A 25,859-nucleotide genomic window follows, 5' to 3' on the forward strand; every position below is an offset into this window, starting at 1 on the left:
GCCGTGCCGCCGTGCCGCCGGGCCACCGGGCCACCGTGCCGCCGGAGACCTCGTCCGCAGCCAGTGACGCCAGCGGACACGTGATGCAAGGCAGGCGCGCGAGGCTAACACTGGGATCCGCGTCGCTCCTCTGCATGCTTAACCCCCGGATTGGCGAGTCTTCCCTGTGACCGTCGTTTCGCTCGACCTGGCGTACCGATCCTATGAGGACAACGGCTTGGTGGTGCTCAGAGGGAGCCGTGACACCATCACGGTCACGATCGAGCGTCTGCGCCGGCGTAGCGTCCCCACGCCTGCAACCCTCGCGCGTGAAGTGCAGGCCGTCGCGCAGGCCCATGAGGCGACGTACCTGCTGATCGACGGACCCCAAGGCTGGAAGGACCCAGCGTCGGGGCTCCTGCACGCCCGACACTGCGAGCGAGCACTCGCGACGCCGGCGAAGACGGGAGAGCTCGGCCACTGTCTGCCCGCCACTTGGCTGGGGTACGTCGCCTTTTCGATCGACGTATTCGACTGGCTCACGGCCACCGGTTGGCGGCTCCTGGGCGATGAATTCCCGCTGGCGTCATCGGGCGGCCCGACGGTGGCGGAGACCTTCCCGACCGCGGCGTGGCGAACCCTGAGAATCGCACCTCTCCCGGGCAAGTCGCGTTCGACCGCCGGAGACGTTCGCGCGTGGTACGGCGCGCTCGAGGAGCGCTACTCGCTGATCGTCGATAGTGAACCCACCCACGATGAGTTACAGGCGATCGTCGCGGGCATGGCCGGCCTCGCGCTGGAGCGTGGTACAGACACCGAGGTCGCGAGGTTCGGGACGGCTCCGTTCAGGCGAGACGGTAGCTGGCGCGAGGGCTACATCGTCTGCCCGCGTGCCGATCGCGACGATTCCCGAGCTTTGAGTCAGCCGAGGCCCACGTCAGGTGGGTCGGTGAAGAGGCGCAGGTCAGAGCCGGCCGGTCGGAGTAGCGCTGCGAGGACGACACAGCCCGGTTACGTCAACCGGAACCAGCAGGAGGTGCTGAGCGCCACCGGTCGTCCTGGATCGGATCACAACGCCCTGACGTACCTTCTCCGCTGCCAGCGCTGTGGCAACGAGTACGGCGCGAATGGCACGGACATCTGGCAGCGCCGCTGTCCTCAGTGCCAGGGCGGCGCGCCGGGCAACCCGCTATAGCGTCGGCGGCTCTGGCGACCGCCCCGGATGCTATGCGAGCGTCAGCACGCGGACTCTGCCCCCAGTGAAGCAGTGCCAGAAACCGAGCACCACGCCGAGCGCGCCCAGCCGAGCCCCCTGGCGGCAGTCTGCGCGCGAAATCGAGCTTTGTCTGGCAGTACGGAATAGCCACAAAGGGCACGAGCGACTCGAGGACCGATCCCCGGCGACGCGCCCGTGAACGGAGGTCACGTTGAGGAGGCACCGCGAGCCGGCAGCGCGGGCGGCAGCGGCCCGGCTGATGACGTCGAATCCTTCCGGAGAGCCTTGTCCGGTTCTCGCTCAGTACGGTCGTCAGGCCCCGCTAGGATGACGATGCCTTCACCGTTCGTCCGGCGCCTTCCACGTCGCGAAGCGCTGCAAGGCGTCGACGCTGCCCAGAAGCTCGCGTGCACGCTTCACCCGGTCCAACAGCACGGCGCGCTCGTCGTCACCGAGAAGCGCCGCGCGCCTCTCTGCATCCTCGAAGAAGCTCTCGACCTGCTTCGCCGCGCTCCATGCCTCGATGAGCGCGGCGAGCTGCTCACGACTCTCTTTCACATGCTGCGCGCGGCGTCGCTCCGCTTCTTCGCGCCGCCACTGCTCCCGCTGCCGTTCCCACTCTTGCCGCTGGGCCTCCGCGCGTCGTTCTCCTTCTTCAACGAGCTTCGCGACGGTCACGGCCGCGGACTCGAGCTCCTGTACGATGTCCGGGATCTTCGATGCGAGCTCGCCCTTCCTCGCTTCACGCCAATCCTTCTCCCACGTTGCGACCGCGTACGGCGATGATGCTCGCAGGCAGAGCTTCCCGCTAGCCATGTCGCGCTTGTGGGTCCACGCGTCGTGTGCGTAGGAGCCCCGCCGTCTCGCTACAGGAAGTTGGGTGACGGGAACGTACTTGCCATCGACGTATCGGACCTCCACGTCCTCGCTAACCTCGAACAGCGTGAGGCCGATTGCCACCGTGCCGACGTACACGACCGTCGGCCGATCAGGGCTCCAGCTCCCGTAGCCACCCCGATCGCGACCGCCGCCGCTTCGCTCATCGACTGCCGGGCGCCGAAGGTGTTGATCACGGGGCGCCAAGGCCACCCCGTATCCGTGCCGCTCCAATGCGGTGAAGAGCGTGTTCGCCGTGGTGAGCGCGCGATCGAGCGTGTCGTTCGAGACGAACAGGTCGACGAGCAGCCGCTTGGCCGGTCGAAGGTGGCCGCTGTCCGACTGCCGCGCCCCGTCGAAGTGCTCTCGGGCACCCACGATCAGCGGGTGCACCTGCCCTCGGGGCGTCCTCGGACGGAGTGGAATGGGCGAAGGCGGCGCAGGCGGCTTCGGTAGGGCGCGTGAGACGCGCTTGGGCTCATCACCTCGCGTCCATTCAAGCGCGTCACCGGGTCGTGCGTCCGCGAGCGCCGGCTTGGCTGGCGCCTTCCCGACGTCCAGCTGTGCCCAGTAGCCGCGTGCCGGACGCGGCACGTTCAGCTGCTCACAGATGCGAGCGAGAGAGCTCGAAGAGACTCCATATCGGGCCGCGACCTTGGTCATCGGTTCGGCCCAGACTTCCGCGTAGAGCTCTTCCCGACTCACGGCCATAGAGCATCGCTGGTCAACGCGTTCAGCAGAGCTATGCAGACTGACCTGCGCGATCGCATCGAATGAAGATACTAGCTGTCAGCCAAGTCTCACCTGCGCTGCACGCTCGCCGAGCGGGACGACTTACGTCGGGCGGTGGCTCTCATCGTTCTCGTCCGCCCAGCGAAAGGAGCGCTTCAGGATCGTATTGAGGTTCGTTCGATATGGGACGACTGCGTCGTGCTGTAGTCGCCCCAGTACAATCCCCGGTGAGATCCCAAGCGAGTCCGCGAATGAGTAGATGGACGCGACGCTGAACTCCCCTGCTTGAACGAATGCCCTGTAGCGATCGGGGGGAATGAGGAGATCACGCGCAAAGCGGTTTGCCTCCTCTTCCTCCTCAACGATCGAGCGAGCGGCGGATGCCTCTGCACGCGCGTCGCCTCTTACTGTGCCGCCGACCTCCTCAACGAAAATGCTTCGCTTGCCATGCAAGAGAATGTGACCGGCCTCGTGGAAAAAAGTGAACCAGAGGTGGTCCTCAGTCTTATACCGAAGTGTGAGTTGAATTAGCGCCCTATCCGAACTAAGCCATCGGGTTGCACCGCACACCCTGAGTTTCGGCAACTCGCGTACAAAGACTACAACCACGCCCGCGTCAGCACACGACGATGCGAGCGCATCGCAAAACACGTCTGGCTCCTCCCGTGTGAGCTTCCGCGCGTCGCTGAGAACGCTCTTGAATCGCAGCGCGTCAAATGGTCGGGTCCTCGTCTGCCGCGCCTCGAGTTCTCCTCTGCGCAACCAAGCTGCGACAGCCCCGAACTCACTGGCGAATACGGCGGACTCGCGGAAGGCCACTGCGTTTCGCACTCCGCCCCAGACGTCCCGCCACGCTTCGACTGAGGCCACGCCGAAAAACGAGAGCACGTCCTCTAACTGCTCGACGAGCGACTCTCGGCGTTCGATCCACCCAGTCCGGACGAGATCCTTAACCGGGATCTCGGTGAGCCAGTCGGTCTGTTTCTCGAGCCGCTCGCGTTCGGCAATTCTCGCGAGCGCGGCGCGGTAATTCTGCTCTAGTGAGTTCCAGAAGGACGCCGGCACTCCGAGCACGCGCTCGAACTGCAAGGCGGTCTCCGGCGTGATCGCCGCCTTCCCGTTAATGATCTCGTTGATGGTCTTCTTTGGCCTTCCGGTGCGTTCCGCGAGCTCGCTCTGAGGAATGCCAAGTGACTCAATAATTTCGAGCACGGTCTCGCCGGGCGGTACGGCGTAGTCGGGCGAGAATGCCCTGGCTGGCTTAACGCCCATGATAGTCCTCAACCCCTAGGATGCGGATGGCCGTGATCTTCGCCTTGTCCACCCCGCCGTCGGCGAGGCAGGGGATCTCGTCCTGGTACGGCTCGAACACAAGCCGGAAAGGGTGCTGTACATCGACCGCGAATTGGCCATCGCGGTCCCCAGAAAGCGGGTGCAACCGGGCAGGGGGTAGACAGCTGATCACAGCGAGACTCTCGGCAGCCGCCAACTCGGCGAGCCGTCGACGCACGACGCGTGAGCGCTCCGCCCCCCACATGCGGACGGACTCGCGCTCGACAGAACAGGACTTTTCGAGCTTCCGGCTCTTGAAGTGTAGTTCCATGAAACCCCGAAGGGCAATAAGAGATTCACCCCAAGGGTGAATCAAGCACTTGCGGCTGCGTCGTTCGCGGGCTACATTATCGTTAACCCCGTGGGTTAACGGCAGCAAGTGTCGCGCCCGCCGGCGTCGGCCGAGCCCGGTACCCGTAAGGTAGCGTTCCGCGGCGGGGTGTGTCAGCGAGCTGACCTGTCGGGTGCCGCGGCCGAACGGAACGACCCGGACACGACACATCACGGTTCCGCCATGCCGCTTCGAGTGCGAAGCAGGAGACGGGAAGATGTCTGAGGTAGCCAGCGGTCACGGCCCGGAGGTGCGCACGCTCACGATCGTGGTGAACGGGCGCGCGACATCGGCAACGAAGACGCAGCTGTCGTTCGCCGAGATCGTCGCGTTGGCCTTTCCGCAGGGGACGACTGGGGACAACACGGCTTACACCGTCACGTACCGACGGGGGCATGGAGAGAAGCCTGAGGGCACCCTCGTCGAGGGTCAGATGGTCAAGCTCAAGGACGGGATGATCTTCAATGTCACAGCGACTGATAAGTCGTAGCCCTGACCTGCGGCGGCTTCGAGATGACGGCTACGCGATCGAGGTGCGGGCCGGCTTCCTCCTAGTCCACGATGTCCCCTACCTCTCGGTGGGCCGGGTTATCCAGCGCGGCGTGCTGGTGTCCGCGCTGGACCTCGCCGACGATGCTACGGTCAGGCCGAGCACCCACGTCGTCTACTTCGCAGGAGCCCATCCGTGCAACCTCGATGGCTCCCCGATCACTCAGATCGAGCACGGGAGCGGCGAGTCGACGCTCGCACCTGGGATCGTCGTCCATCGCTCCTTCTCGAACAAGCCGGGCGCAGGATACCAGGACTACTACGAGAAGATGACGCGCTACGCCGCGATCATCTCGCATCCAGCGCAGGCGATTGACCCGGCCGCAACGCCGCGCACCTTCCGCGTCGTGGAGGCGGACGATGCGGAGTCGCCGTTCGAGTACGTGGATACCGCGACCAGCCGGGCCGGCATCGGGGCGTTCGCGGAGAGCTTGCACGGGCAACGAATCGCGGTCGTGGGCCTTGGCGGGACGGGGTCGTACGTGCTCGACCTCGTCGCCAAGACCCCGGTGGAAGAGATCCATCTCTACGACCGCGACTCGTTCTCGCAACACAATGCGTTCCGGTCGCCTGGTGCGGCTTCCGTCGAGGACCTGCGACGCCAGCTCGACAAAGCGACGTACTTCCAGCAGCAGTATGCTCGGATGAAGCGCGGGGTCATCGCGCATTCGTACTACCTCGACGCGACCAACGTCGATGAGCTCCGAGAAATGGACTTCGTGTTTCTCTGTGTCGACAACGGCGACGTCCGGCGACAACTCGTCGAGAGCCTCGAGGCGTTCGGCGTCCCGTTCGCGGATGTCGGCATGGGAGTCTACGCGTCCGAGCGCGGGCTCGGAGGTGTACTGCGCGTCACGAGCAGTACGCAGCGCCGGCGAGCGCACGTGTTAGACGGTCGTCGCATCCCATTCGCCGGGGACGACGGCAATAACGAATACGTCCGCAATATCCAGATCGCCGACCTCAACGCGTTGAACGCCGCGTTGGCGGTGCTCAAGTGGAAGAAGCACCTCGGCTTCTATCTCGACTTCGAGAAGGAGCACCACACGACGTACACCATCGACGGCAACACGCTCACGAACGAGGAATGCGCGTGAACCGTCGGATGCGCATCCGGCACGAGTTCGTGGAGTACGTGCCACGCTCGCTGGAGGAGGGGGTTCTCTACATCTCGATCCCGTTCGCGACGGCGGTCCACTGCTGCTGCTGCGGATGCGGCGAGGAAGTCGTGACCCCCATCAGTCCTACTGACTGGTCGCTGACATTCGATGGCGAGACCGTTTCGCTCAACCCGTCGATCGGCAACTGGAGCTTCGCGTGCGAGTCCCACTACTGGATTCGTCGCAACGGAGTGCAGTGGGCGGAAAGCTGGACTGCGGGTCAGATCGCGGAAGGGAGAATGCGGCACCGTGCGCACAAGGAATCGCAGGCGCGCGCCGAGCGGCCGGTACAGGATGTTCGGCGGGGAAACGCCAACGGTAGCGCAAACCGGACTCTGCTACAGCGCATCCGATCCTGGTTGAGTCGTCGCCGCGACGGCTGACCGCGTCCCGTGGAGGTGTCCCAGCACCTCTGTTTCACAGGCTCAGGCAGCCTCCTGCTGCCGGACGTCTACGAGCAGTTCGACACATACCGGTCGGGGAGGGTGGCAGAGCAGTTGAAGAAACTCCTCGGCCTCGGCTGAAGGTGAGTTCCTTCAACCGCTGCGGTCCGTGACTCTCTAAGCTACTTGGTCTCGGCGACTCGTCGACCGGGACTGACGCTCTATGACTAGAAAACGAAAAAGGCGCGCGAACCAGGAAGCCTTCGAGAGCGCGTTCGCGGCTGTGCCGACGGATACCTATAAGCATAGAGTGCTCGCGCACCTTGCCGATGTCTACTCGGCGATTCGTCCTCTCGCCTGGCTCGATTCAAAGCGTCGGCTGAACTTCGTGGGCTCCTCGCTGCTATTTGAAGTCGGCACGACACGCCTACTTGTGACAGCGGCTCATGTGCTTGATGAGGAGGCGCGCCACGGACCGCTGCACGTGGCGACACCGGCGGGACAGACGACCGTAGGCGGCCTCCGTCGGTGGACACAGGCGCCAGATGGCGATCGCGATGCTGACCCGTTCGATCTCGGGTTCGTTGTACTGGATCCCCAGACTTCCCAAGCACTGGCGAGCTGCCGACATCTCACCCTAGAGGACGTCGATCCGAGTCTCGAAGATCCGGAACTGCCAGAGGACTGCTTGGCAATCGGCTTCCCGGGAAATTGGGTGAGCCATTCCGATCCGGCGACGGCGGTTGCGACGCCGATGTTCGCTGTCGGCCCGCGATTGAAAGCATCGGAGCACCAGGGCCTCGGAGTGGCCGAGCCCTTCCATGCCCTTATGGGTTTCGACAAGGAGAGCAGCGTGGATCTCGAAGGGCCACGAATTCCTCCTGATCCGTTTGGGATGAGCGGCGGTGGACTCTGGCGATTCTCCAGTCTTCGTCGCGGCCAAGAGGCGAGGAATAGGCTGCTCGGAGTTCTGATCGAATGGCGCGGGCCGACGCTGATAGCGACTCGCGCAGGAGTATTGCTCAGCGCCATACGTGACCTAGTGCCAGGTGCATCTGCTGAACTCTCAGATGCAGCGCCCCCCGATCTGCGCAACGAGCGAGAGCGGACAGAGCCCGAGAGACGCAGGACTGACGCTCAGGAGCCCGGGGATTAGCACCTCCTGGGCACATCCTTCCCAGCCTTGACCAGTCCGCGGAGATCATGCGGTCGTTCGCCGGCCGATCTGTCTCCACGGCGCGCGGACCGATCAGGTGCCGCAGGAACTCGGTGCCGTCTCGTGAGTGATGCTCCACGGGCTGCGCAAAGTCGTGTCGCTCGATGTTCGCGGTGATGAGACGGCGAAGGAGGTCGCGACAAAGGAGGTGGTTGCGACGATGTGATCGCTGCATCCAGCGAGGCCGCTCGGCACGCTCGCTGGCTGTAAATGGCAGCACTCTAAACTATGCCGAGGAGCGAAGGAGCCGAATGGCAGATAGGGAGCATGACGATTCTGAGCTTTTGCGAAGCGCCGTGATGGCAGCCATCAACGGTGCAGCCCCTGAGCGTCGAATAGAAGTCGCGACGCTCTGTTCTGAGCTCGAGCCGTACTTCGCGCGGCTGGCCGATGCACCAGGATTCAAGCTGCAGGCGGGGGCGTTTAGCTCGATAACCCTCACCCAACGAACGCTCGATCAGATATGGATTCTCGGCTACATCGCGTGGCAGTCGCTATCCGCGTATGCGCCGCTCCTGATGCTGACGTCTGGGAAGGCTGATGTGGGCAGTGCGGTACTCGACACACTGCCGGGACAGCACGCGGAAGAGAAGGCGATGGCTGAGGGCCTTCGAACCGTCCGACACTTGAGCGAAGTGCTTGATAGAGAGCACTTCGAGTGGCCCCCTCACGTGCCGCGGCCATCGCCCGACGGGGGCAGGAGTCAACAAGAGAAGGCCGTAGCAGACCTCAATGTCATTGCCGCGGCATACGTCTTCTTGCATGAGCTCCATCATCTGCGGTGCGCGAAGGAAGCGCGTTCGTTCGCGTCCGTTCTGGACGAGGAGCTCGAGTGCGACGCATTTGCGAGGGGCTTTCTGCTGGACGCTGTGGACCAGTACGTACGCGATAGTGCAGAGGAGCGGAGTGCCGTGCTCAGCAAGCGGGGAGCAGGAATAGCGCTTGGCTGCTTCATCTTGCTCCACGCAACGAGGCGGTCTGCGTGGGCGGGTTCGTCATCACACCCACCGCTGGCGAAGAGGCTCCGCGTGCTAGCCGCGAGAGTAGACGTACCCGATGACGCGCTTCATTGGAGGTTTCTGGCCGCGTTACTTCTCGCGGTGTTGCGTCAGGACGGGTCGCTGCCCTCGAGCGTTCCCGCGGACAGCTGGCGGGATGCGTGTTTGAAGCTGATTGGCGTAGTGGAATCAGTTGCGTGACGGATGGCCGATAGCCGAGCGGCTGCACACGCGAGACGGGGACGCCCTGTGGTCATCGGCGGCATCCCTTCCCCGAGGCAGACGACCTCGCGAGCAAAGAGCAGGGGCGGGCAGCCGACCTCGCATGGCACGTCGGTAGATGGGCCAGCGGCCCGTCTCAGCGTCCTCGTGTCGTATCGAATCACCAGCCCTGAGGACCAAGGAAGACGGGTCTTTCGCGTCGGGAATTACGAGGAGCATACGGGGGCCGGCGGTCGGAAATTACGTCGGATTGTCGTCCGAAGTACGACAGACTGATCACAACCACACGCGCGTCGGCGTCAGCGTCCCACGAGCCGCGCGCGCACGCTCACGTAGATGTTCGACTCGCCCGTCGACCGCGTGGAGCCGAAGTAGAGCGTCGCGCCATCCCACGACAGCGACGGCCGGGTCTCGGCCGCCGCGCTGTTGACGGTGCTGCCCAGGTTCACGGGTGCGGACCACGCGTCGCGCGCCTGCTCGCGGCTCGCCATCCAGATGTCCTGCGCGCCCAGCCCCCCGGGGCGCGTGCTGAAGAAGTACAGCTCGAGCGCGTCGCGCTGGACGTACGGCTGCCCATCCTCCTGCGCGCTGTTGACGCCCGGCACGAGCGTGGGCGCCTGCCAGCGGCCGGCCCGCCACTCGCTGGAGTACAGATCGGCGTCGCCGCTCACCGCGCCGGCCGGCTCGGGTGAGAGGCCGCCCGCGCGCGTGCTCGAGAAGTAGAGCACCGGGCCGCGCCCCGGCTCGGTGAGCGGGACCGGTCCCGCCTCGTTGGCGGCGCTGTTCACGGCGCAGCCGAGGTTCTCCGGCGGGTCGATCGTGCCGTCGTCGCGGAAGCGCGTGACGTAGATGTCGTCGCCGCCGCAGCCGCCCGGCCGGTTGCTGACGAAGTAGAACTCGTGGCCGTCGCGCGCCGGCATCGGGCAGAAGTCGTTGAAGGCCGAGTTGATCGGCTCCCCGACGTTGGCCGGTTCGCCCCACGGCTCGTCGACGCTCGCGCGGTGCGACACCCAGATGTCGATGCCCCGGCTGCCCGGCCGCGTCGACGCCAGGAAGAAGGTCTTCCCGTCGCGTGACGACGCCGGGCAGCCGTCGAGCGCCGGCGTGTTGAAGTTGGGGTGCGCCCCGGGCCAGGCGGCCTCGATGCGTACCGCGGGCGACCACGCCGTGGTGGCGCCGATCCGCGCGACGGCCTCCTCCGGCGTCGCCCACCGTGGCGCGAGCGCGTCGCGCGTGCACCCGAGCACCGATGCGGCCAGCGCGATCAGCGCCGCGCGTCGCGACCAGTCGAGTCCCTTCGTCAGCGTGAGCATCCGGCTCCTCCGTGTGGATGGGTCTGGGAGCTCGCGCCGCCCGATCCTACGCGAGGCCCCTCATCCGGCTCGTACGACGGACGGCGCGTCGATCGGCTCACGGCGGTGGCGGGGCACAGCGCGGCGCGGGCGGCGGGCGCGCTCACGCGCTCTTGTCACGGCACGTGCGTGGTGCATCTTGGCAAGCCGGAGCAGCCACCCGTCACGTCGGCCCGAACCGACAGGGAGGCCATGACCGCACCCCGGCCCGGATCCGCGCGCGAGCCCACGCCGCGCCAGCCCGCCATCGCCCGCCTGCTCGAGGAGGTCGGCGCCGGGGACCGCGCGGCGTTCGACGCGCTGGTCCCGCTCGTCTACGACGAGCTGCGCGTGCTCGCGCGCCGGCAGCGGCGCCGCTGGCGCGGGGACGAGACGCTCGACACCACCGCACTGATCCACGAGGCGTATCTGCGGCTGGTGGACCAGCCGGGACCGGGCTGGACGAGCCATCCGCACTTCCTCGCCGTCGCCTCGCGCGCGATGCGGCACGTCCTCCTCGACTACGCGAAGCGCAGGCGCGCCGCGAAGCGCGGAGGGGCGCGCCGGCAGGTCCCGCTCGACGTGGTGGACGAGCGGTCGCTGGCGGGCGGCGCGTCGGCGGAGATGCACGCCGAGGCGCTCATCGCGGTCGAGGAGGCGCTCTGCCGGCTCGAGCGGCACGACCCGCTGCACGCGCGCGTGGTCGAGTGCCGCTTCTACGGCGGGCTGACCATCGAGGACACCGCCGACTCGCTCGGGATCTCGGCGGCCACCGTCAAGCGCCGCTGGGCGATGGCGCAGGCGTGGCTGTACCGCGACCTGACGTGCACGCGCGAAGGAGGCGAGCGGGCGTGACCGACGAGGCGGAGCGGCTGTACGAGCACGCCCGGGCGCTGCCGCGCGAGGCCCGCGCCGCGTTCCTCGACGCGTCGTGCCGCGACGATCCGCACCTGCGCGACGAGCTCGCGTCGCTCCTGGAGCACGCCGCCGCCGCGGAGGAGTTCTTCGCGCGCTTCGGCCGTGCCGCCGGCGGGTCTCCGAGCGCGCTCCGCATCGAGGACTCGCGCGCGTCCGCGTCGGCGCCGGACCCGCTGGTGGGGCGCGCCGTCGGCCGCTACCGGATCCTGTCGCGCATCGGCCGCGGCGGGATGGGGACGGTCTACCGCGCCCACGACACGCGTCTGGCGCGCGACGTCGCGCTCAAGTTCCTGCCGCCGCACCTGGGCGCGCAGCTCGACGCGCGGGAGCGGCTTCTCGTGGAGGCGCGGGCCGCGGCGGCGCTGGAGCACGCCAACGTCTGCGTCGTGCACGAGATCGGGGAGACCGACGACGCCCGGCCCTTCATCGCCATGGCGCTGTACGAGGGCGAGACGCTCAAGCAGCGGCTCGCGCGGGGGAGGCTCACGGTCGACGAGGCGACGGACGTCGCCGTCCAGATCGCGCGCGGGCTCGCGGCCGCGCACGCGCGCGGCATCGTCCACCGCGACGTGAAGCCGGGCAACGTCATGCTCACGCCCGAGGGCACGGTCAGGCTGCTCGACTTCGGGCTCGCCAAGGTCACGGACGTGTCGCTCACCCGTCCCGGTGCGACGCCGGGCACGATCGCCTACATGTCGCCGGAGCAGGCGCGAGGCGACGCGGTCGACCAGCGCACGGACCTCTGGTCGCTGGGCGTGGTGCTGCACGAGATGCTCACCGGCGCGCGGCCCTTCCGCGGCGGGAGCGACGCGGCGCTCCTCCACGCGATCCTGCACGCCCCGCCGGAGCCGATCGCGGCGCGACGGCCGGAGACGCCAGAGCGATTGGTCCGCGTCGTGGAGCGGCTCCTGCGCAAGGACCCACGCGAGCGATACGGAAGCGCGGCCGAGCTGCTCGCCGACCTGGCGGGTCGTCCTTCGCGCGCCGTCGGACGCCGCGTGCGCATCGCGGCGCTCGTGGTCGCGCTGCTCGCCGCCGTCGTCGGCGCGACGGCGTACTGGTACGCCGGGCGCGACGCCGACGCGCGATGGCTCGTCGACGACGCGCTCCCGCGCATCGAGCGGTACCTCGACGTCGCGGACTTCGAGTCGGCGTACGCCCTCGCGAAGGAGATCGAGCGGCGCACGCCCCAGCGCCACGAGCTCGCCGAGCTGTGGCCGCGCATGTCGTGGCGCGTGACCCTCACGTCCGAGCCCGAGGGCGCGCGGGTCTTCCGTCAGTCGTACGGCGTCGCGACGGACGAGTGGGAAGCGCTCGGCCGCACGCCGTTGCGGGGCATCCGCGTGCCGTACGGGCTGTCGCGGCTGCGGCTCGAGCTGGACGGGCATCGACCGATCCTGCGCGCGCTGGGCGGCGCGCACCTCAACTGGGAGGAGCTGAAGGCGGTCGATGCCGACATGCTGCTCGTCGGCCCGGAGACGTACCGTCTCGACACCGAGGAGACCCTGCCCCCCGACATGGTGCGCGTGCCCCGGCAGCAGGTCGTGGTGGGCGGCGACGTGCTCGAGGTGCGCGACTTCCTGCTCGGCCGCTACGAGGTCACCAACGCCGAGTACCGACGCTTCGTGCAGGCGGGCGGGTATGCGCGCCCGGAGCTCTGGGACCCGGTCGTGGTGCGGGGCCGGCCGGTGACGTGGGAGGCGGCGAGGCGCCGGTTCGTGGATCGCACGGGACGGCCGGGACCGAGCACGTGGGAAGCCGGCGACTTCCCCGACGGACGGGACGCGTATCCGGTGTCCGGCGTGAGCTGGTACGAGGCGGCGGCCTACGCGCGGTTCGTCGGCCGGGAGCTGCCGACGGCGCACCACTGGCAGGCGGCGCTGGCGAACTCGATGTTCCCCTGGCTGCTGCCCGCCAGCAACTTCAGCGGCCAGGGGCCGCGGCCGGTCACGACGAGCCGCGCGATGACGCACGTCGGCGCGTTCGACATGACGGGCAACGTCCGCGAGTGGACGCGGAGCCGGATCGGCGCCGAGCGGATCATCCTCGGCGGGAGCTGGAACGATCCGTACTACATCGCCGGCACGAGCGACGCGTCGGCCCTGCCGGAGGACCGGTCCCCGACCAACGGCTTCCGACTGGCCATCACGCACGACGCACCCGCGGTCGCCGCACGGCTGCGCGCACCGATCCGGGCGCGCACCACGGTGTCGGTCGATGCGAAGGGGCAGCCCGTGTCGGACGCGGTCTTCGCCGCGTACGGGCGCCTCTTCGACTACCGGCGCGGTCCGCTGAACGCGTCGGTGGAGCGGATCGACCGCACCCGGCTCTGGACCCGCGAGCGCGTGCGGTTCGATGCGGGCTACGGCGGCGAGCGCATGCTCCTCCACCTGTATCTCCCGACGACGGGCGCGCCGCCCTATCAGACCGTCGTCTACTGGCCCGGCTGGGACACCTTCGCGCTGGACGACGTCGATCTGTACTTCGCCAAGCAGCTCGACTTCATCGTGAAGAGCGGCCGGGCCGTTGCGTTCCCGATCTACGAGGGCATCTTCGACCGCAAGGTCGGCGACGTCCGGCGGCGACCGGACTTCGACACGGCCGAGTACCGGGACAACGCCATCGATGCGGTCAAGGACCTGCGCCGGTCCATCGACTACCTGGACACGCGATCCGACGTCGATGCGCGCAGGATCGCGTTCTTCGGGTACAGCTGGGGCGGCGTGAACGGCCCGCTCGCGCTGGCGCACGAGCCGCGGCTCCGCACCGCGGTGATCGAGGTCGCGCTCCTGCCGCCGATGTCGGCGATCCCGGAGGTCGATCCGATCAACGCGCTCCCGCGCGTGCGCCAGCCGACGCTGGTGCTGAGCGGGGAGTTCGATCCGATGGTGCCGGTCGCCAACGCGCGGCGGTACTTCGCGCTGATCGGCGCCCGCGCGGCCGACAAGCGCCACGTGCTCGCGATCGGCGGGCACTTCATCCCCCGCGACCTGCTGATTCGCGAGACGCTGGACTGGCTCGACGCGCACCTCGGACGCACCGGGCGGTGAGGGCCGGCCGGCCGGCGGCGCTGCCGCGCGCCGGCTGCGCCGACGCCGGCGTAGGGGCTTTCCCGGTTCACGCCGACCCGCGGCGCGCTAGCTTGTCGGTCATGGCCGTGCTCCGCCGCGCGACGGCGCTCCTCACGGGGCTCGCGATCCTCGTCCTCTTCTTCGCCGAGTCCGGCTTCGCCTGCGCGATGCCGGACGTGACGGGCATGGGCGGCGCGTCGGTCGTCACCGCGCACGCCGACATGGCCGGGATGGCGGGCATGGACGACATGGCGGGCATGGACATGTCGATGCCGTCCACGGAGGAGTCGCAGCCGACGCAGCCGCCGGCGGACACGCCGTGCCGCTTTCCGTGGGCCCCCGCGGGCTGTCGCGACATGGCGCCGTGCGGTCCGGCGACGCTCGCCGTCGCCGCGTGGGTCCCGTCCACGCGCACGCCCGTGCACGACCCGCTCGCGGGCGATGCGGTGATCGCGCCCGCCTCGGTCGACACGCCTCCCGAGCCGCCCCCTCCCCGGGCGTAGTCCACCCTCACCCGACGACCCGTCGCCGGTGAGTCGTCCCCGGGCATCGTGCCCGGGGAGCCCACGCGTTCCCGGCCGCCCGCGAGTGCGGGCGCGGCCGCACGCGTGGCGTGGACCCACGCTCGAACTCCCATGCAGCTCGCCCGATCCGGGGCCGGCGTGCGCGCGCGAGCATGCGCCGCTGCCGCCGCGCTCCTCCTTCCGGCCACGTCCGCCGGCGCGCAGCGCTCGGCCGACGCGCTCGACTCCCTCGTCAGCGCCGCGCTCGCGGCCAGCCCGCTCGTGCGCGCCGCGGCGGCCCGCGTCGATGCGGCCGCGGCGCGCGTCGGTCCGGCCGGCGCACGCCCGGACCCGATGCTGATGGCCGGCGTGCAGAACCTCCCGCTCTCCGCGCCGGGCTTCGCCGACGAGATGACGATGGCGATGGTCGGCGTCGGCCAGACCGTCACGCTCCCGGGCAAGCGCGCGCTCCGTCGCACCGCCGCCGAGCGCGAGGTCGACGCGGCGCGCGCGGAGGTGGCACGCGTGCGGCTCGACGTCGCACGCGACGTGCGCACGGCCTACCTCGATCTCGCCTACCTCGATCGCGCGCTGACGCTCGTCGCGCGCAACCGGACGCTGCTCGTCGAGCAGGTGCGCGTCGCCGAGTCGCGCTACGGCAGCGGGGCCGACCTGGCGCTCGCTCCGACCACCTCGATGGCGTCGCGCGCCGCGCCCCTCGCGATGCCGACGACGGGCGCACCCATGGCGGCGGCGCGTGCCGCCACGCCGCGCGTCAGCGCATCGGCATCCGCTCCCGCCATGGGAGGCATGGGCAGCATGGGGGCCGGCGGTGGCGACGGCACGCCGATGCTGCCTGCGGCCATGCCGGCCGTGAACGCCGCGCCGGCGGTGATGGGCGGCGCGATGCGCGCGCCGATGCCGGGCGGCGCGCTCCAGGAGATCCTGCGCGCGCGCGCGGAGGTCGCCCGGCTCGCGGAGGACGCCGCGGCGCTGGTCGAGGAGCGGCGCGCGGTGCTCGCACGGCTGAACGCGGCGCTCGACCGCCCCTCCGCGACGCCGGTCGACGCGACCGTGGTGCCCGCGCGCATCGTGCGCGCCGCCGTCGCCCCCTCCGCGCGTGAGGTCCGCTTCACCTCCGCCGCACTCGGCGCGCGCGCGGCCGGGTCGCCGCTCCCCTCCGTCGAGACGCTGCAGGCGCTCGCGACGGAGCGGAGCCCGATCCTCCGCACGCACGAGGCCCTCATCGCCGCGCAGCGCGCGCGCGTCGAGCTCGCGCGGCGCGAGCGGCGCCCCGACCTCGACGTGGCGCTGCAGTACGGCGTGCGGCCACGGCATCCCGACATGATCACCGCGACGGTCTCCGTGCCGATCCCCGTGCAGCGGCGGCGCGTGCAGGACCAGCTGGTCGCGGGCGCGCGCGCGGAGCTGACCGCGCTCGAGGCGGAGCATCACCAGCAGCTGGCCGTGCATGGCGCCGAGATCGCGCGGCTGCACGCGGAGGCCGAGCGCGCGCGGACGCAGCTCGCGCTGCTCTCGTCCGCCGCGATGCCGCAGGCACAGGCGTCGCTCGCCGCGAGCCTCGCCGCGTATCGCGCGGGGCAGGCGGGGCTCGCGGCGGTGCTCGACGCGCACGCCGCGGTCTTCGACCAGGAGACCGCCTACCAGCGCGCGCTCACGGACTTCGCGAGGGCGGTCGCGGAGCTGGAGCGCTCGGTCGGCGCGGAGGTGCTGCCATGAGGCGTCGGATGCTGTGGGCCGTCGTCATCGGTGCGGTCGTCGTCGCGGGCGCGGCCGCCGCGGTGCTCGCGCGCCGCGATCAGCGAAGCGGCGCCGCGCCCGCGACGACGCGTGACGGCAGCATGGCCGACATGCCGGGGATGGAGGGCATGGCGATGGGCGGCGGCGGGACGGTGCGGCTCACCGCCGGCCAGCTGCGGCAGTTCGGCGTCACGTTCGGCACCGTCGAGGAGCGCGAGCTCACCGCGGCCGTGCGCACGAGCGGCATGGTGACCGTCGATGAGCGGCGCGTCGCGACGGTCGCGCCGCGCTTTGGTGGCTACGTCGAGCGCCTGCTCGTGGAGACCACCGGCCAGGCCGTGCGCCGCGGGCAGCCGCTCGCGACGGTGTACTCGCCCGAGGTGCTGGCGGCCGCGGAGGAGCTGCTGGTCGCGCGGCGACTCGCGGGGACGCTGAGCGCGGACGGGCCGGGCGTGCCCGCGGCGCCATCGGATCTCGTCGCGGCCGCGCGGCGCCGTCTGACGCTGATGGGCGTCAGCGGCGCCGAGATCGACGCGGTGCTGCGGAGCGGCCGTGCGTCGCCGACGGTGACGCTGCGCGCGCCGGCGTCGGGCGTCGTGCTCGAGAAGCGCGTGACGGAGGGCCAGGCGATCGGTGCGGGCGAGCCGCTCTACACGCTCGCGGACCTCTCGGTCGTTTGGGTCGAGGCGGAGCTGCGCGAGGGCGACGCGGTGGCCGCGCGCGTCGGCACCGCCGCGGACGTGGAGCTGCCCGGCGAGCCGGGGCGGTCGCTCAAGGGGCGGATCACCTTCCTCGCGCCGACCGCCGACGCGACCTCGCGCACCGTCCGCGCGCGCGTCGAGGTGGCGAACGCCGACGGGCGGCTGCGGCCGGGCGCGTACGCCACGGTGCGACTGACGACGCCGACGCGCCGCGCGCTGACGGTGCCGGCGACCGCCGTCGTCCGCACGGGCGAGCGCGCGATCGTCTTCGTCGACATGGGCGGCGGGGAGCTGATGCCGCATGACGTCACGACGGGCCGCGTGTCCGGCGAGTACGTCGAGGTGCTGTCCGGCGTCGATCGCGGGCACCGCGTCGTCACGTCGGCGCAGTACCTCCTCGAGTCGGAGTCGAACCTCGCCGACGTGATGCGCGCGATGATGGGGCAGACGGGCAGCGCGGAGATGGGCGGCATGCCCGGCATGGAGGACATGCCCGGGATGGACGCGAAGGGCGCGCACACGAAGGGGATGCCCAGCGCGGCCGCGCCCGCGCCGCGGAGGTGAGGCGATGCTGACGCACATCCTCCGCGGCGTGATCGCGTGGTCGGTGCGGCACGCGCGTCTCGTGCTTGCCGTGACCGCGGTGCTCACGGTCGCGGGCGCGTGGGCGGCGCTGCGCACGCCCGTGGACGCGATCCCCGACCTCTCCGACGTGCAGGTCGTCGTGATGACCGAGTGGCCGGGGCAGGCGCCGGCGCTGGTCGAGGACCAGGTCACGTATCCGCTCTCGACCGAGCTGCTGAAGGTGCCGCGCACGAAGGTGGTGCGCGGGATGAGCCAGTTCGGCCTCTCCGCCGTGTACGTGGTGTTCGAGGACGGCACGGACCTCTACTGGGCGCGCTCGCGCGTGCTCGAGTACCTGAACGCGGCGCGCGAGCGGCTCCCCGACGGCGCGATGCCGATGATGGGGCCTGACGCGACCGGCGTCGGCTGGGTGATGCAGTACATCCTCGCCGACACGACGGGGCGACTGAGCCTCGCCGACCTGCGCGCGCTGCAGGACTTCACCGTGAAGCCCGCGCTCACCGCGGTGCCGGGCGTGGCCGAGATCGCGTCGCTCGGCGGCTTCGAGAAGCAGTACCAGATCGAGGTCGATCCGACGCGGCTGCTGGCGTACGGTCTGTCGATGTCGCGTATCGTCGCGGCGGTGCAGGCGTCCAACGCGGACGTCGGCGGGCGCGTGCTCGAGATGGGCGGCACGGAGTACGTGGTGCGCGGCCGCGGGCGCTTCGCGTCGCTCGACGACCTGCGCGCCGTGGCGCTCGCGACCGGGCCCGCCGGCGTGCCGGTGACGGTCGGCGACGTGGCGACCGTGCAGCTCGGGCCGGAGCTGCGGCGCGGCATCGCGGACCTGAACGGGCGCGGCGAGGTCGTGACGGGCTTCGTCGTCATGCGCTACGGCGGGAACCCGCGCGACGTGATCGACGGCGTGAAGACACGCATGGCGACGCTGGAGTCGGCGCTGCCGCGCGGCGTGACGTTCGTGGCGGGCTACGACCGCTCGAGCCTCATCGACCGCGCAGTCGCGAACCTGCGCGAGAAGCTGGTCGAGGAGTCGCTGATCGTCGCCGCGGTGACGGTGCTCTTCCTGCTGCACGTGCGCAGCGCGCTGGTCGCGATCGTCACGCTGCCGGTGGGCATCCTCATCGCGTTCCTCGCGATGCGCGCGCTCGGCCTGTCGGCGAACATCATGAGCCTGGGCGGGATCGCGATCGCCATCGGCGCGATGATCGACGCGGCCGTGGTGATGGTCGAGAACTACCACAAGCACCTGGAGCGCCGCGGGCACACGGGCGCGCCTTCCGCAGAGGAGCGCTGGCGGCTCGTGCGCGACGCCTCCGGCGAGGTGGGGCCGTCGCTCTTCGTCTCGCTGCTGCTGATCACGGTGTCGTTCCTCCCCATCTTCGCGCTCGAGGCGCAGGAGGGGCGGCTCTTCCATCCGCTCGCGTGGACGAAGACGCTGGCGATGGCCGCGGCCGCGCTCCTCTCGGTGACGCTCGTGCCGGTGCTCATGGGGCTCCTCATCCGCGGCGGCGTGAAGCCCGAGGCCGCGAACCCCGTGAACCGCGCGCTGGTCCGCGCGTACCGGCCCGTGATCGCGCTCGTGCTGCGGCACCGCTGGGCGACCGTCGGTGTCGCCGCGGCGCTGCTCGCGCTGACGATCGTGCCGTGGATGCGGCTCGGCTCCGAGTTCATGCCGCCGCTGGACGAGGGGAGCGTGATGGACATGCCGTCGCTCGCGCCGGGCGTGGGCGTGGAGCAGGCGAAGGCGATCCTGCGCCAGCGCGACGGCGCGCTCGCCGCGATCCCCGAGGTCGCGATGGTGCTCGGCAAGGTCGGACGCGCCGAGACGGCGACGGACATGGCGCCGATGTCGATGATCGAGTCGACCGTGCTCCTGAAGCCGCAGTCGGCATGGCGCGCGGGCGTCACGCGCGACTCGCTGCTGGCGGAGATCGACCGCCGCGTGAGGACGCCCGGCGTCGCGAACATGTGGTCGATGCCGATCCGGAACCGACTCGACATGCTCGCGACGGGGATCAAGACGCCGGTCGGCATCAAGGTGTTCGGGCCCGACCCCGCGACGCTCGACCGGGTGGCGCAGGAGATCGAGCGCGTGCTCCCGCGCGTGCCCGGAACGGCCGCCGTGTTCGCCGAGCGGACCGTGGGCGGCCGGTACCTGGACGTGGTGGTCGGCCGCGAGGCGGCGGCGCGCCATGGCCTCACGACGGGCGAGGTGCAGACCGCGCTCGCCGCGGCCGTCGGCGGCGCCCCGGCCGGGCAGGTGCTCGAGGGGCGCGAGCGCTACTCGGTGCTCGTGCGCTATCCGCGTGCGCTGCGCGGCGACCCGGAGGCCGTGCGCGGCGTGCTCGTGTCCACGCCGTCCGGCGCGCAGGTGCCGCTCGCGCAGCTGGCGCGCGTCGACGTGGTGCGCGGCGCGACGCTCATCAAGTCCGAGGACGCCCAGCTGAACGACGTCGTCTACGTGGACGTGCGCGATCGCGACGTGGGCGGCTACGTGGACGAGGCGCGCGCGCTGCTCGCGCGCGAGCTGCGCCTGCCGCCGGGCTACCGCCTGGAGTGGTCGGGGCAGTTCGAGGCGATGGAGCGCGCGGAGCGCCGGCTGAAGCTCGTCGTGCCGGCGACGCTCGCGGTGATCTTCCTGCTGCTCTACGCGAGCTTCCGCAGCGCGGCCGAGAGCGCGCTGGTGATGCTGTCGCTCCCGTTCGCGCTGGTGGGCGGCGTGTGGCTCCTCTGGCTGCTCGGCTACAACCAGAGCGTGGCGACCGCCGTCGGCTTCGTGGCGCTCGCAGGCGTGGCGGCGGAGACCGGCGTCATCATGCTGCTCTACCTGGACCACGCCTACCGCGACCGGGAGGCGGCGGGGGAGCTGCGCACGCGCGAGGACGTGGACGCGGCCGTCGCGCACGGCGCGGTCGAGCGCGTGCGGCCGAAGATGATGACCGTGACGGCGATCATGGCGGGCCTGCTGCCCATCCTCTGGTCGGCCGGCGCGGGCGCGGACGTGATGAAGCGCATCGCGGCGCCGATGGTCGGCGGCATGGTCACGAGCACCGTGCTCACGCTGGTCGTCATTCCCGCGGTGTACTCGCTGTGGAAGGAGCGTGCGCTCCGCCGCGCGTCCGTGGCGCCGAGCGCATCCTGAGCCCCGCGATCGTCGGAGACGACCCCAGCCGGGAATGCAGTCGCGCGTCGCGCCGTCCTCACCGTGCTCGCCCGATCCGTATTCCAGAGCCCGGGAGGTTCCGATGCGTTGGCAGCTCTCCTACGTCGTCGTCCCCTGTCTGCTTCTCGCCGCCTGCGCCGATGACGTCCCGCAGGGCGGCGCCGGCCCGACCGCGCCCAGCCTGCAGCGTCAGAGCGGCCAGGGCGCGGCAGTGAGCACCGCGAACAACATCGGGCCGAGCCCGATGGGCGCGATCATTCCCATCGGGCTGGAGGTTGTGGCCACCGGGCTCGTCTCGCCCATCCAGCTCGTGCAGCCCGACAAGATCGGGATCCGGTTCGTCGTCGATCAGATCGGGTTCGTCCGCATGATCGACGAGAACGACGCGCTGCTGCCGCAGCCGTTCCTCGACGTGCGCAGCCGCCTCGTGACGCTCAACCCCAACGGCGACGAGCGCGGGCTGCTGGGCCTCGCGTTCCACCCGGACTTCCGGAAGAACGGGCGCTTCTTCGTGTTCTACACGGCGCCGCCGCGCGTCGCGGGCTACAACAACACGATCACGATCGCGGAGTACCGCGCGGACGTCGCCACCGGGTCCAACACGAACAAGATCATGACGGACGAGGTGCCGCGCGTGATCCCGGGCTCGGAGCGCATCGTGCTGCAGGTGGACCACCCGCAGGCGAACCACAACGGCGGCACGGTCGCCTTCGGACCGGACGGCTATCTCTACATCTCGATCGGCGACGGCGGGGGGCGCGACGACGACAACCCGCTCGGCCACGTCCCGGACTGGTATCCCGACAACGCCGGCGGCAACGGCCAGGACATCACGCAGAACCTGCTCGGCAACATCCTGCGCATCGACGTCGACCGCGGCGCGCCGTACGCGATCCCGCAGGACAATCCGTTCGTCGGCCGTCCGGGGCTCGACGAGATCTGGGCCTACGGCTTCCGCAACCCGTACCGCTTCGCGTTCGACACGAAGCACGGTGGGACGCTGCTCGTCGGCGACGCGGGGCAGGAGCTGTGGGAGGAGGTGAGCGTCGCCGAGCGCGGCGCGAACTACGGCTGGAACGTGAAGGAGGGCACGCACTGCTTCGACGCCGAGGCGCCGACGGTGGTGCCGGCCACCTGTCCGACCGTGGATCCCACGACGGGCGAGCCGCTGCGCAACCCGGTGATCGAGTTCCCGAACAGCAAGAACCCGCTCGGCGGCGATCTCGGGCTCACGGTCGTGGGCGGCGTCGTCTACCACGGCGAGGACGTGCACGCGCTGCGCGACCTGTACGTGTTCGGCAGCGCGGCGACGCAGCGCCAGCCCGCCGGGAGCGGGCGGCTCTTCGCCTCCGAGATGCACGGCTTCCCGCTGTGGACCATCCACGAGCTGCGCGTGAACGGCACGGACCCCATCGGCTACTTCGTGAAGGGGTTCGGCACCGACCGCGCGGGCGAGGTCTACGTGACGGCGTCGCGCATCCTCGGGCCCAGCGGCACGACCGGCACCATCCTCCGGATCACGGATCCGATCCAGTGATCCGACGGCGGCTGTCGCGCGCGGGTGCGGGCGGGACGCGTCCCGCCCGCACCGGGGCGCGCGATGCGCCGCGTCGCTGACGCAGACGCAGACGCTAGGGCAATCCGTCGAGCACGCGCCTCTTCCCCAGCGGGTCGATCTCGAACGCCACCGCCTGTCCCTTGCGCGCCTCGGCGCCGCGCACCGTGGCGAGCGCGGTGTAGTAGTCGAGGTACGAGAACGACGCGATCGTCCCGCCCACGAACTCGTAGCGCGAGACCGCCTCGCGCCAGCGCGGCACGACGCCGGTGACGTCGACGTAGACGTACGGCCGGAACCCGTCCGCGTCCTCCCAGTTCTCGGCGTACCACACGCTGCGCACGCCGCGGTGCGGCGGATGCGCGGTGCGCACGCCCGCCAGCGACGCGAGCAGCACGGCGTCCTTCACCACCGCGTGCGTGGCCGCGTGGTCCTTGTGGATGCTCTCGCGCCAGTGCGTGACGACGTGCGTCGGGCGCACGTCGCGGATGGCGTCCGCCACCCAGCGGCGTGCCTCGTCGTCATTCGGCAGCTCGCCGTCCTTCCACGGCCCGAAGCGCACCTCGGCGCCCATCGCCCCGGCCACGGCGGTGGCCTCGCGGCGCTTCTGCGCGCCGTAGGCCTCGGGCGCGAGCCGCGCGTTCCCGCCCTCGCCGAGGGTGAGGTGCAGGAGCACGACGCGCGCGCCCTGCTGCCGCGCCTTGAGGAGGAGCATGCCCGTGGTGAGCTCCATGTCGCCCGCGTGCGCGCCGATGGCGAGGATGGTGCGCGGCGGCGCGGCTTCCTGCGCGGGCGCTCCGTGCGCGAGCACGGCGAGGCCCGCGAGGGCAGGGAGTACGGCGCGTGTGTGCATGGCGGGGAGAGGTGGGTGGCGCGGCGAATCTATCGCGGGCGCGGCCCCGGTGGCTCCGGGCGCGGCGCGCGCGCGCCGCGCATCTTCCACCTGCCGCATTCGCGGCCGAACGGCCATCCGTCCGCACTCACGCCCGTACTCATCCTCCGCCCATGTCGCGCGCGCTCGTGCTCCTCTCCCTCGCGGCGCTCGCCGCATGCGGCGCCGGCGCCGCGTCCCGTTCGGGCCCGCAGCCGACGCCCGTGCCATCCGGCGTCGCCTGGGAGCGCCAGCCTGCGGGGCGCGTGCACGTGCTGATGCCGTCGCCCACCACCGTGGTGTTCGGCGGCTACGATCCCGCGGCCGCCCCGGCGCTGCGCGTGGCGTCGGGCGACGTCGTCGAGATCGGCACGGTCTCGACGTGCGGCACGCGCCTCCTGCAGCCCGGTGCCGACTCGGGCACCATCGAGCCGGCGATCCGCGGCATCCAGGCCGCCGTGCGCGACTCGACGCTGCGCCGCGGGCCCGGCGGCCACGTGCTCACCGGCCCGATCTTCGTCGAGGGGGCCGAGCCGGGCGACGTGCTCGAGGTGCGCTTCGCGTCCGTGCGCCTCGACCTTCCCTTCGCGTGCAACTCGTTCGGCCCGCGCAGCGGCTTCCTGCCCGAGGACTTCCCGGGCACCTCGCGCTCGCGGGTGGTGCCGCTCGATCGGCGCCGCATGGTCGGTCGCTTCTCGGACAGCCTCGGCATCGAGATCCCGCTGCGCCCGTTCTTCGGCAGCGTCGGCGTCGCACCGCCTCCCACCCAGGGGCGCATCCACAGCGCGCCGCCGGGGATGCACGCGGGGAACCTCGACAACAAGGAGCTCGTCGAGGGCACCATCCTGTACATCCCCGTCCACGTGCGCGGCGCGCTGCTGCACGTCGGCGACGGACACGCCGCGCAGGGCGACGGGGAGGTCGACATCACGGCGTTGGAGACGGCGCTCCGCGGTCGGCTGCAGCTCGTCGTGCGCAGGGACATGAAGCTCACCTGGCCGCGCGGCGAGACGCCGACGCACTGGATCGCGATGGGCGCGGACAGCAACCTCACCACCGCCACCAAGATCGCCGTCCGCGAGGCGATCGCGCTCCTCGCGGACGTGAAGCGCATGACGAGCGAGGACGCCTACATGCTGGTCAGCACCGCGTGCGACGTGCGCATCACGCAGCTCGTCGACGGGACGATGGGCGCGCACGTCATGATCCCGAAGGGACTCTTCACGCGGTAGGCCGCATCGAGGACCGGATGCCGCGCCCCGCGCGCCCGCCGCCCGTCGCCGTGCCGACGATCCCGCCGGCCGCCGCGCCGATGAGCGCGCCCTTCACGCTGCGGCCGGTCACCGCGCCGATGATCGCGCCCGCCGCCGCGCCGATGCCGGCACGCTGCGCGCGGCTCGGACCGCCGCCGCTCGTGCGGGCCGTGGTCGCCGGCTGACCGATCGGCTCCGGCGCGCTCGTGGTGGCGACCACCTCGCCGCTGGACACGGTGTCCGCCACGCCGTGGGCGACCGCCGCGTCGGTCGTGGCAGCGGGCGGAGCCGGCGCCGCCTCCACCGTGCGGTGCGCGACGGTGCGCGCGACGGCCGCCCGCGCGCGCGTCCCGCGTCGCGACGCCTTCGCCCGTGCGCGCGCCGTGGCCGCCGGCTCGCGCTCGCTCGCCGTCGCCACGTGCGTCTCCGGCTGCGACAGCCGCGCCACGCGCTGGCGCGCCTCATCTGCCTCGGCCGCCGTCGGGGTCAGCGCGAGGAAGCGGCAGTACGCCGCGACCGCGGCCGGCCGGTCGCCCAGCGCCTCGGTGACGCGGCCCAGGTGGTAGACGGCCGACTCGTTCGTGCCGTCGAGGTCCGACGCGCGGCGCAGCAGCGCCCGCGCCGCCTCGGGGTCGCCGAGCGCCTCCGCGGCGTACGCGCGGTGCGCGAGATCCTCCGCGCGCGACATGCTCGCGGCGGCCGGCTGTGCGGCGGCGGGCACCGCGCCGCACACCTCCGGGAGCGCGGGCCGTACCGGCGCCGGCGCGAGGCGCGCGACGAGCGCGGAGTCCTTCGCGAGGGGCGCGGCGTCCGTGGTCGCGTCACCCGTGGAGCAGGCCGCCAGGGCGGCGAGGAGCACGAGCGCGGACATCGGAGAGCGGTGCATGGACGCCTGCCGTTCTCGGGGAAGGGGACGATCGCGGGTGGCCGTGCACGCCGGACGGCTGGGCGCGACCTGACGTCGCGCACCGCGGATCCGCGCCTGCCATCACCCTGGAGAGGGCAGGCGACGTACCCGGGGTTGCGGGCCCCTACGCGCCCGCAACGTGGCGAGCTGTCCATACCGATGACGGCCGGTGTCTATTCGGGGGGACCGGCGGGCTCGACGCGTCGGCCCCGGTCAGCGCCCGGTCAGCGCCCGGTCAGCACCGCG

18 protein-coding genes are annotated in these 25,859 nt (G+C 70.9%); 13 read left to right on the top strand and 5 right to left on the bottom strand.

All coding sequences use genetic code 11. From position 1 onward, the window contains the following. The first annotated feature begins 166 nt into the window (after positions 1-166). Complete coding sequence (locus tag rosag_RS21350; RefSeq protein WP_284352201.1) at positions 167-1,174, top strand: DUF429 domain-containing protein; 1,008 nt, start codon at positions 167-169, stop codon at positions 1,172-1,174. A gap of 360 nt (positions 1,175-1,534) precedes the next feature. Here rosag_RS21350 and rosag_RS21355 read toward each other — a convergent pair whose 3' ends face one another. Together rosag_RS21355 and rosag_RS21360 are read right to left on the bottom strand one after the other, a co-directional pair. Next, positions 1,535-2,464: a hypothetical protein gene (locus rosag_RS21355; RefSeq protein WP_284352202.1), complete on the bottom strand. Its 930-nt coding sequence runs from the start codon at positions 2,462-2,464 to the stop codon at positions 1,535-1,537. A 441-nt stretch (positions 2,465-2,905) separates the two neighbouring features. Continuing rightward, a complete protein-coding gene (locus rosag_RS21360) occupies positions 2,906-4,075 on the bottom strand; it encodes a HigA family addiction module antitoxin (RefSeq protein ID WP_284352203.1) in 1,170 nt (389 codons plus the stop codon). A gap of 608 nt (positions 4,076-4,683) precedes the next feature. Between rosag_RS21360 and rosag_RS21365 the strand changes: the two genes are divergently transcribed. The 4 genes from rosag_RS21365 to rosag_RS21380 all read left to right on the top strand — a co-directional run bounded on the left by rosag_RS21365 (position 4,684) and on the right by rosag_RS21380 (position 8,973). Beyond that, positions 4,684-4,956: a multiubiquitin domain-containing protein gene (locus rosag_RS21365; protein WP_284352204.1), complete on the top strand. Its 273-nt coding sequence runs from the start codon at positions 4,684-4,686 to the stop codon at positions 4,954-4,956. Continuing rightward, entirely contained in the window at positions 4,931-6,112 is a 1,182-nt protein-coding gene (locus rosag_RS21370; protein WP_284352205.1) for a ThiF family adenylyltransferase, read from the top strand. The genes rosag_RS21365 and rosag_RS21370 overlap by 26 nt, the downstream gene beginning before the upstream one ends. Further along, a complete protein-coding gene (locus rosag_RS21375; RefSeq protein WP_425607527.1) occupies positions 6,103-6,558 on the top strand; it encodes a ubiquitination-like system serine protease family protein in 456 nt (151 codons plus the stop codon). Before rosag_RS21370 ends, rosag_RS21375 begins: the two co-directional genes overlap by 10 nt. A gap of 1,515 nt (positions 6,559-8,073) precedes the next feature. Next, positions 8,074-8,973 (top strand): phage exclusion protein Lit family protein, encoded by a 900-nt coding sequence (locus rosag_RS21380; RefSeq protein WP_284352207.1) that lies wholly within the window; start codon positions 8,074-8,076, stop codon positions 8,971-8,973. A 320-nt stretch (positions 8,974-9,293) separates the two neighbouring features. On the opposite strand, the gene rosag_RS21385 is transcribed toward rosag_RS21380, so the two are convergent. Next, positions 9,294-10,307: a TolB-like translocation protein gene (locus rosag_RS21385; protein ID WP_284352208.1), complete on the bottom strand. Its 1,014-nt coding sequence runs from the start codon at positions 10,305-10,307 to the stop codon at positions 9,294-9,296. A 231-nt stretch (positions 10,308-10,538) separates the two neighbouring features. Here rosag_RS21385 and rosag_RS21390 point away from each other — a divergent pair, with 231 nt between their 5' ends. The 7 genes from rosag_RS21390 (at position 10,539) to rosag_RS21420 (ending at position 22,564) form a co-directional block, all read left to right on the top strand. After that, positions 10,539-11,180 (top strand): ECF-type sigma factor, encoded by a 642-nt coding sequence (locus tag rosag_RS21390; protein ID WP_284352209.1) that lies wholly within the window; start codon positions 10,539-10,541, stop codon positions 11,178-11,180. Continuing rightward, the gene (locus rosag_RS21395; RefSeq protein ID WP_284352210.1) at positions 11,177-14,293 is read left to right on the top strand and encodes a bifunctional serine/threonine-protein kinase/formylglycine-generating enzyme family protein; all 3,117 of its coding nucleotides are present in this window, start codon (positions 11,177-11,179) and stop codon (positions 14,291-14,293) included. Before rosag_RS21390 ends, rosag_RS21395 begins: the two co-directional genes overlap by 4 nt. A 101-nt stretch (positions 14,294-14,394) precedes the next feature. Further along, positions 14,395-14,817: a hypothetical protein gene (locus rosag_RS21400; RefSeq protein ID WP_284352211.1), complete on the top strand. Its 423-nt coding sequence runs from the start codon at positions 14,395-14,397 to the stop codon at positions 14,815-14,817. Between the two features lie 132 nt (positions 14,818-14,949). Continuing rightward, positions 14,950-16,557: a TolC family protein gene (locus rosag_RS21405; protein ID WP_284352212.1), complete on the top strand. Its 1,608-nt coding sequence runs from the start codon at positions 14,950-14,952 to the stop codon at positions 16,555-16,557. Further along, positions 16,554-17,843, top strand: coding sequence for an efflux RND transporter periplasmic adaptor subunit (locus rosag_RS21410; RefSeq protein ID WP_284352213.1), 1,290 nt, complete (start codon positions 16,554-16,556; stop codon positions 17,841-17,843). The genes rosag_RS21405 and rosag_RS21410 overlap by 4 nt, the downstream gene beginning before the upstream one ends. A gap of 16 nt (positions 17,844-17,859) precedes the next feature. Continuing rightward, positions 17,860-21,006: an efflux RND transporter permease subunit gene (locus tag rosag_RS21415; RefSeq protein ID WP_345784873.1), complete on the top strand. Its 3,147-nt coding sequence runs from the start codon at positions 17,860-17,862 to the stop codon at positions 21,004-21,006. Positions 21,007-21,109: 103 nt separating this feature from the next. Next, a complete protein-coding gene (locus rosag_RS21420; RefSeq protein WP_284352215.1) occupies positions 21,110-22,564 on the top strand; it encodes a PQQ-dependent sugar dehydrogenase in 1,455 nt (484 codons plus the stop codon). 94 nt (positions 22,565-22,658) lie between these two features. On the opposite strand, the gene rosag_RS21425 is transcribed toward rosag_RS21420, so the two are convergent. Further along, positions 22,659-23,435: a PIG-L deacetylase family protein gene (locus rosag_RS21425; RefSeq protein ID WP_284352216.1), complete on the bottom strand. Its 777-nt coding sequence runs from the start codon at positions 23,433-23,435 to the stop codon at positions 22,659-22,661. Positions 23,436-23,587: 152 nt separating this feature from the next. On the opposite strand from rosag_RS21425, the gene rosag_RS21430 reads away from it, so the two are divergent. Further along, entirely contained in the window at positions 23,588-24,685 is a 1,098-nt protein-coding gene (locus rosag_RS21430) for an acetamidase/formamidase family protein (protein ID WP_284352217.1), read from the top strand. On the opposite strand, the gene rosag_RS21435 is transcribed toward rosag_RS21430, so the two are convergent. After that, positions 24,675-25,577 (bottom strand): tetratricopeptide repeat protein, encoded by a 903-nt coding sequence (locus rosag_RS21435; protein WP_284352218.1) that lies wholly within the window; start codon positions 25,575-25,577, stop codon positions 24,675-24,677. The two genes, rosag_RS21430 and rosag_RS21435, sit on opposite strands and share 11 nt — an antisense overlap. Positions 25,578-25,859 lie beyond the last annotated feature (282 nt).

Source organism: Roseisolibacter agri (assembly GCF_030159095.1).
GTDB lineage: Bacteria > Gemmatimonadota > Gemmatimonadetes > Gemmatimonadales > Gemmatimonadaceae > Roseisolibacter > Roseisolibacter agri.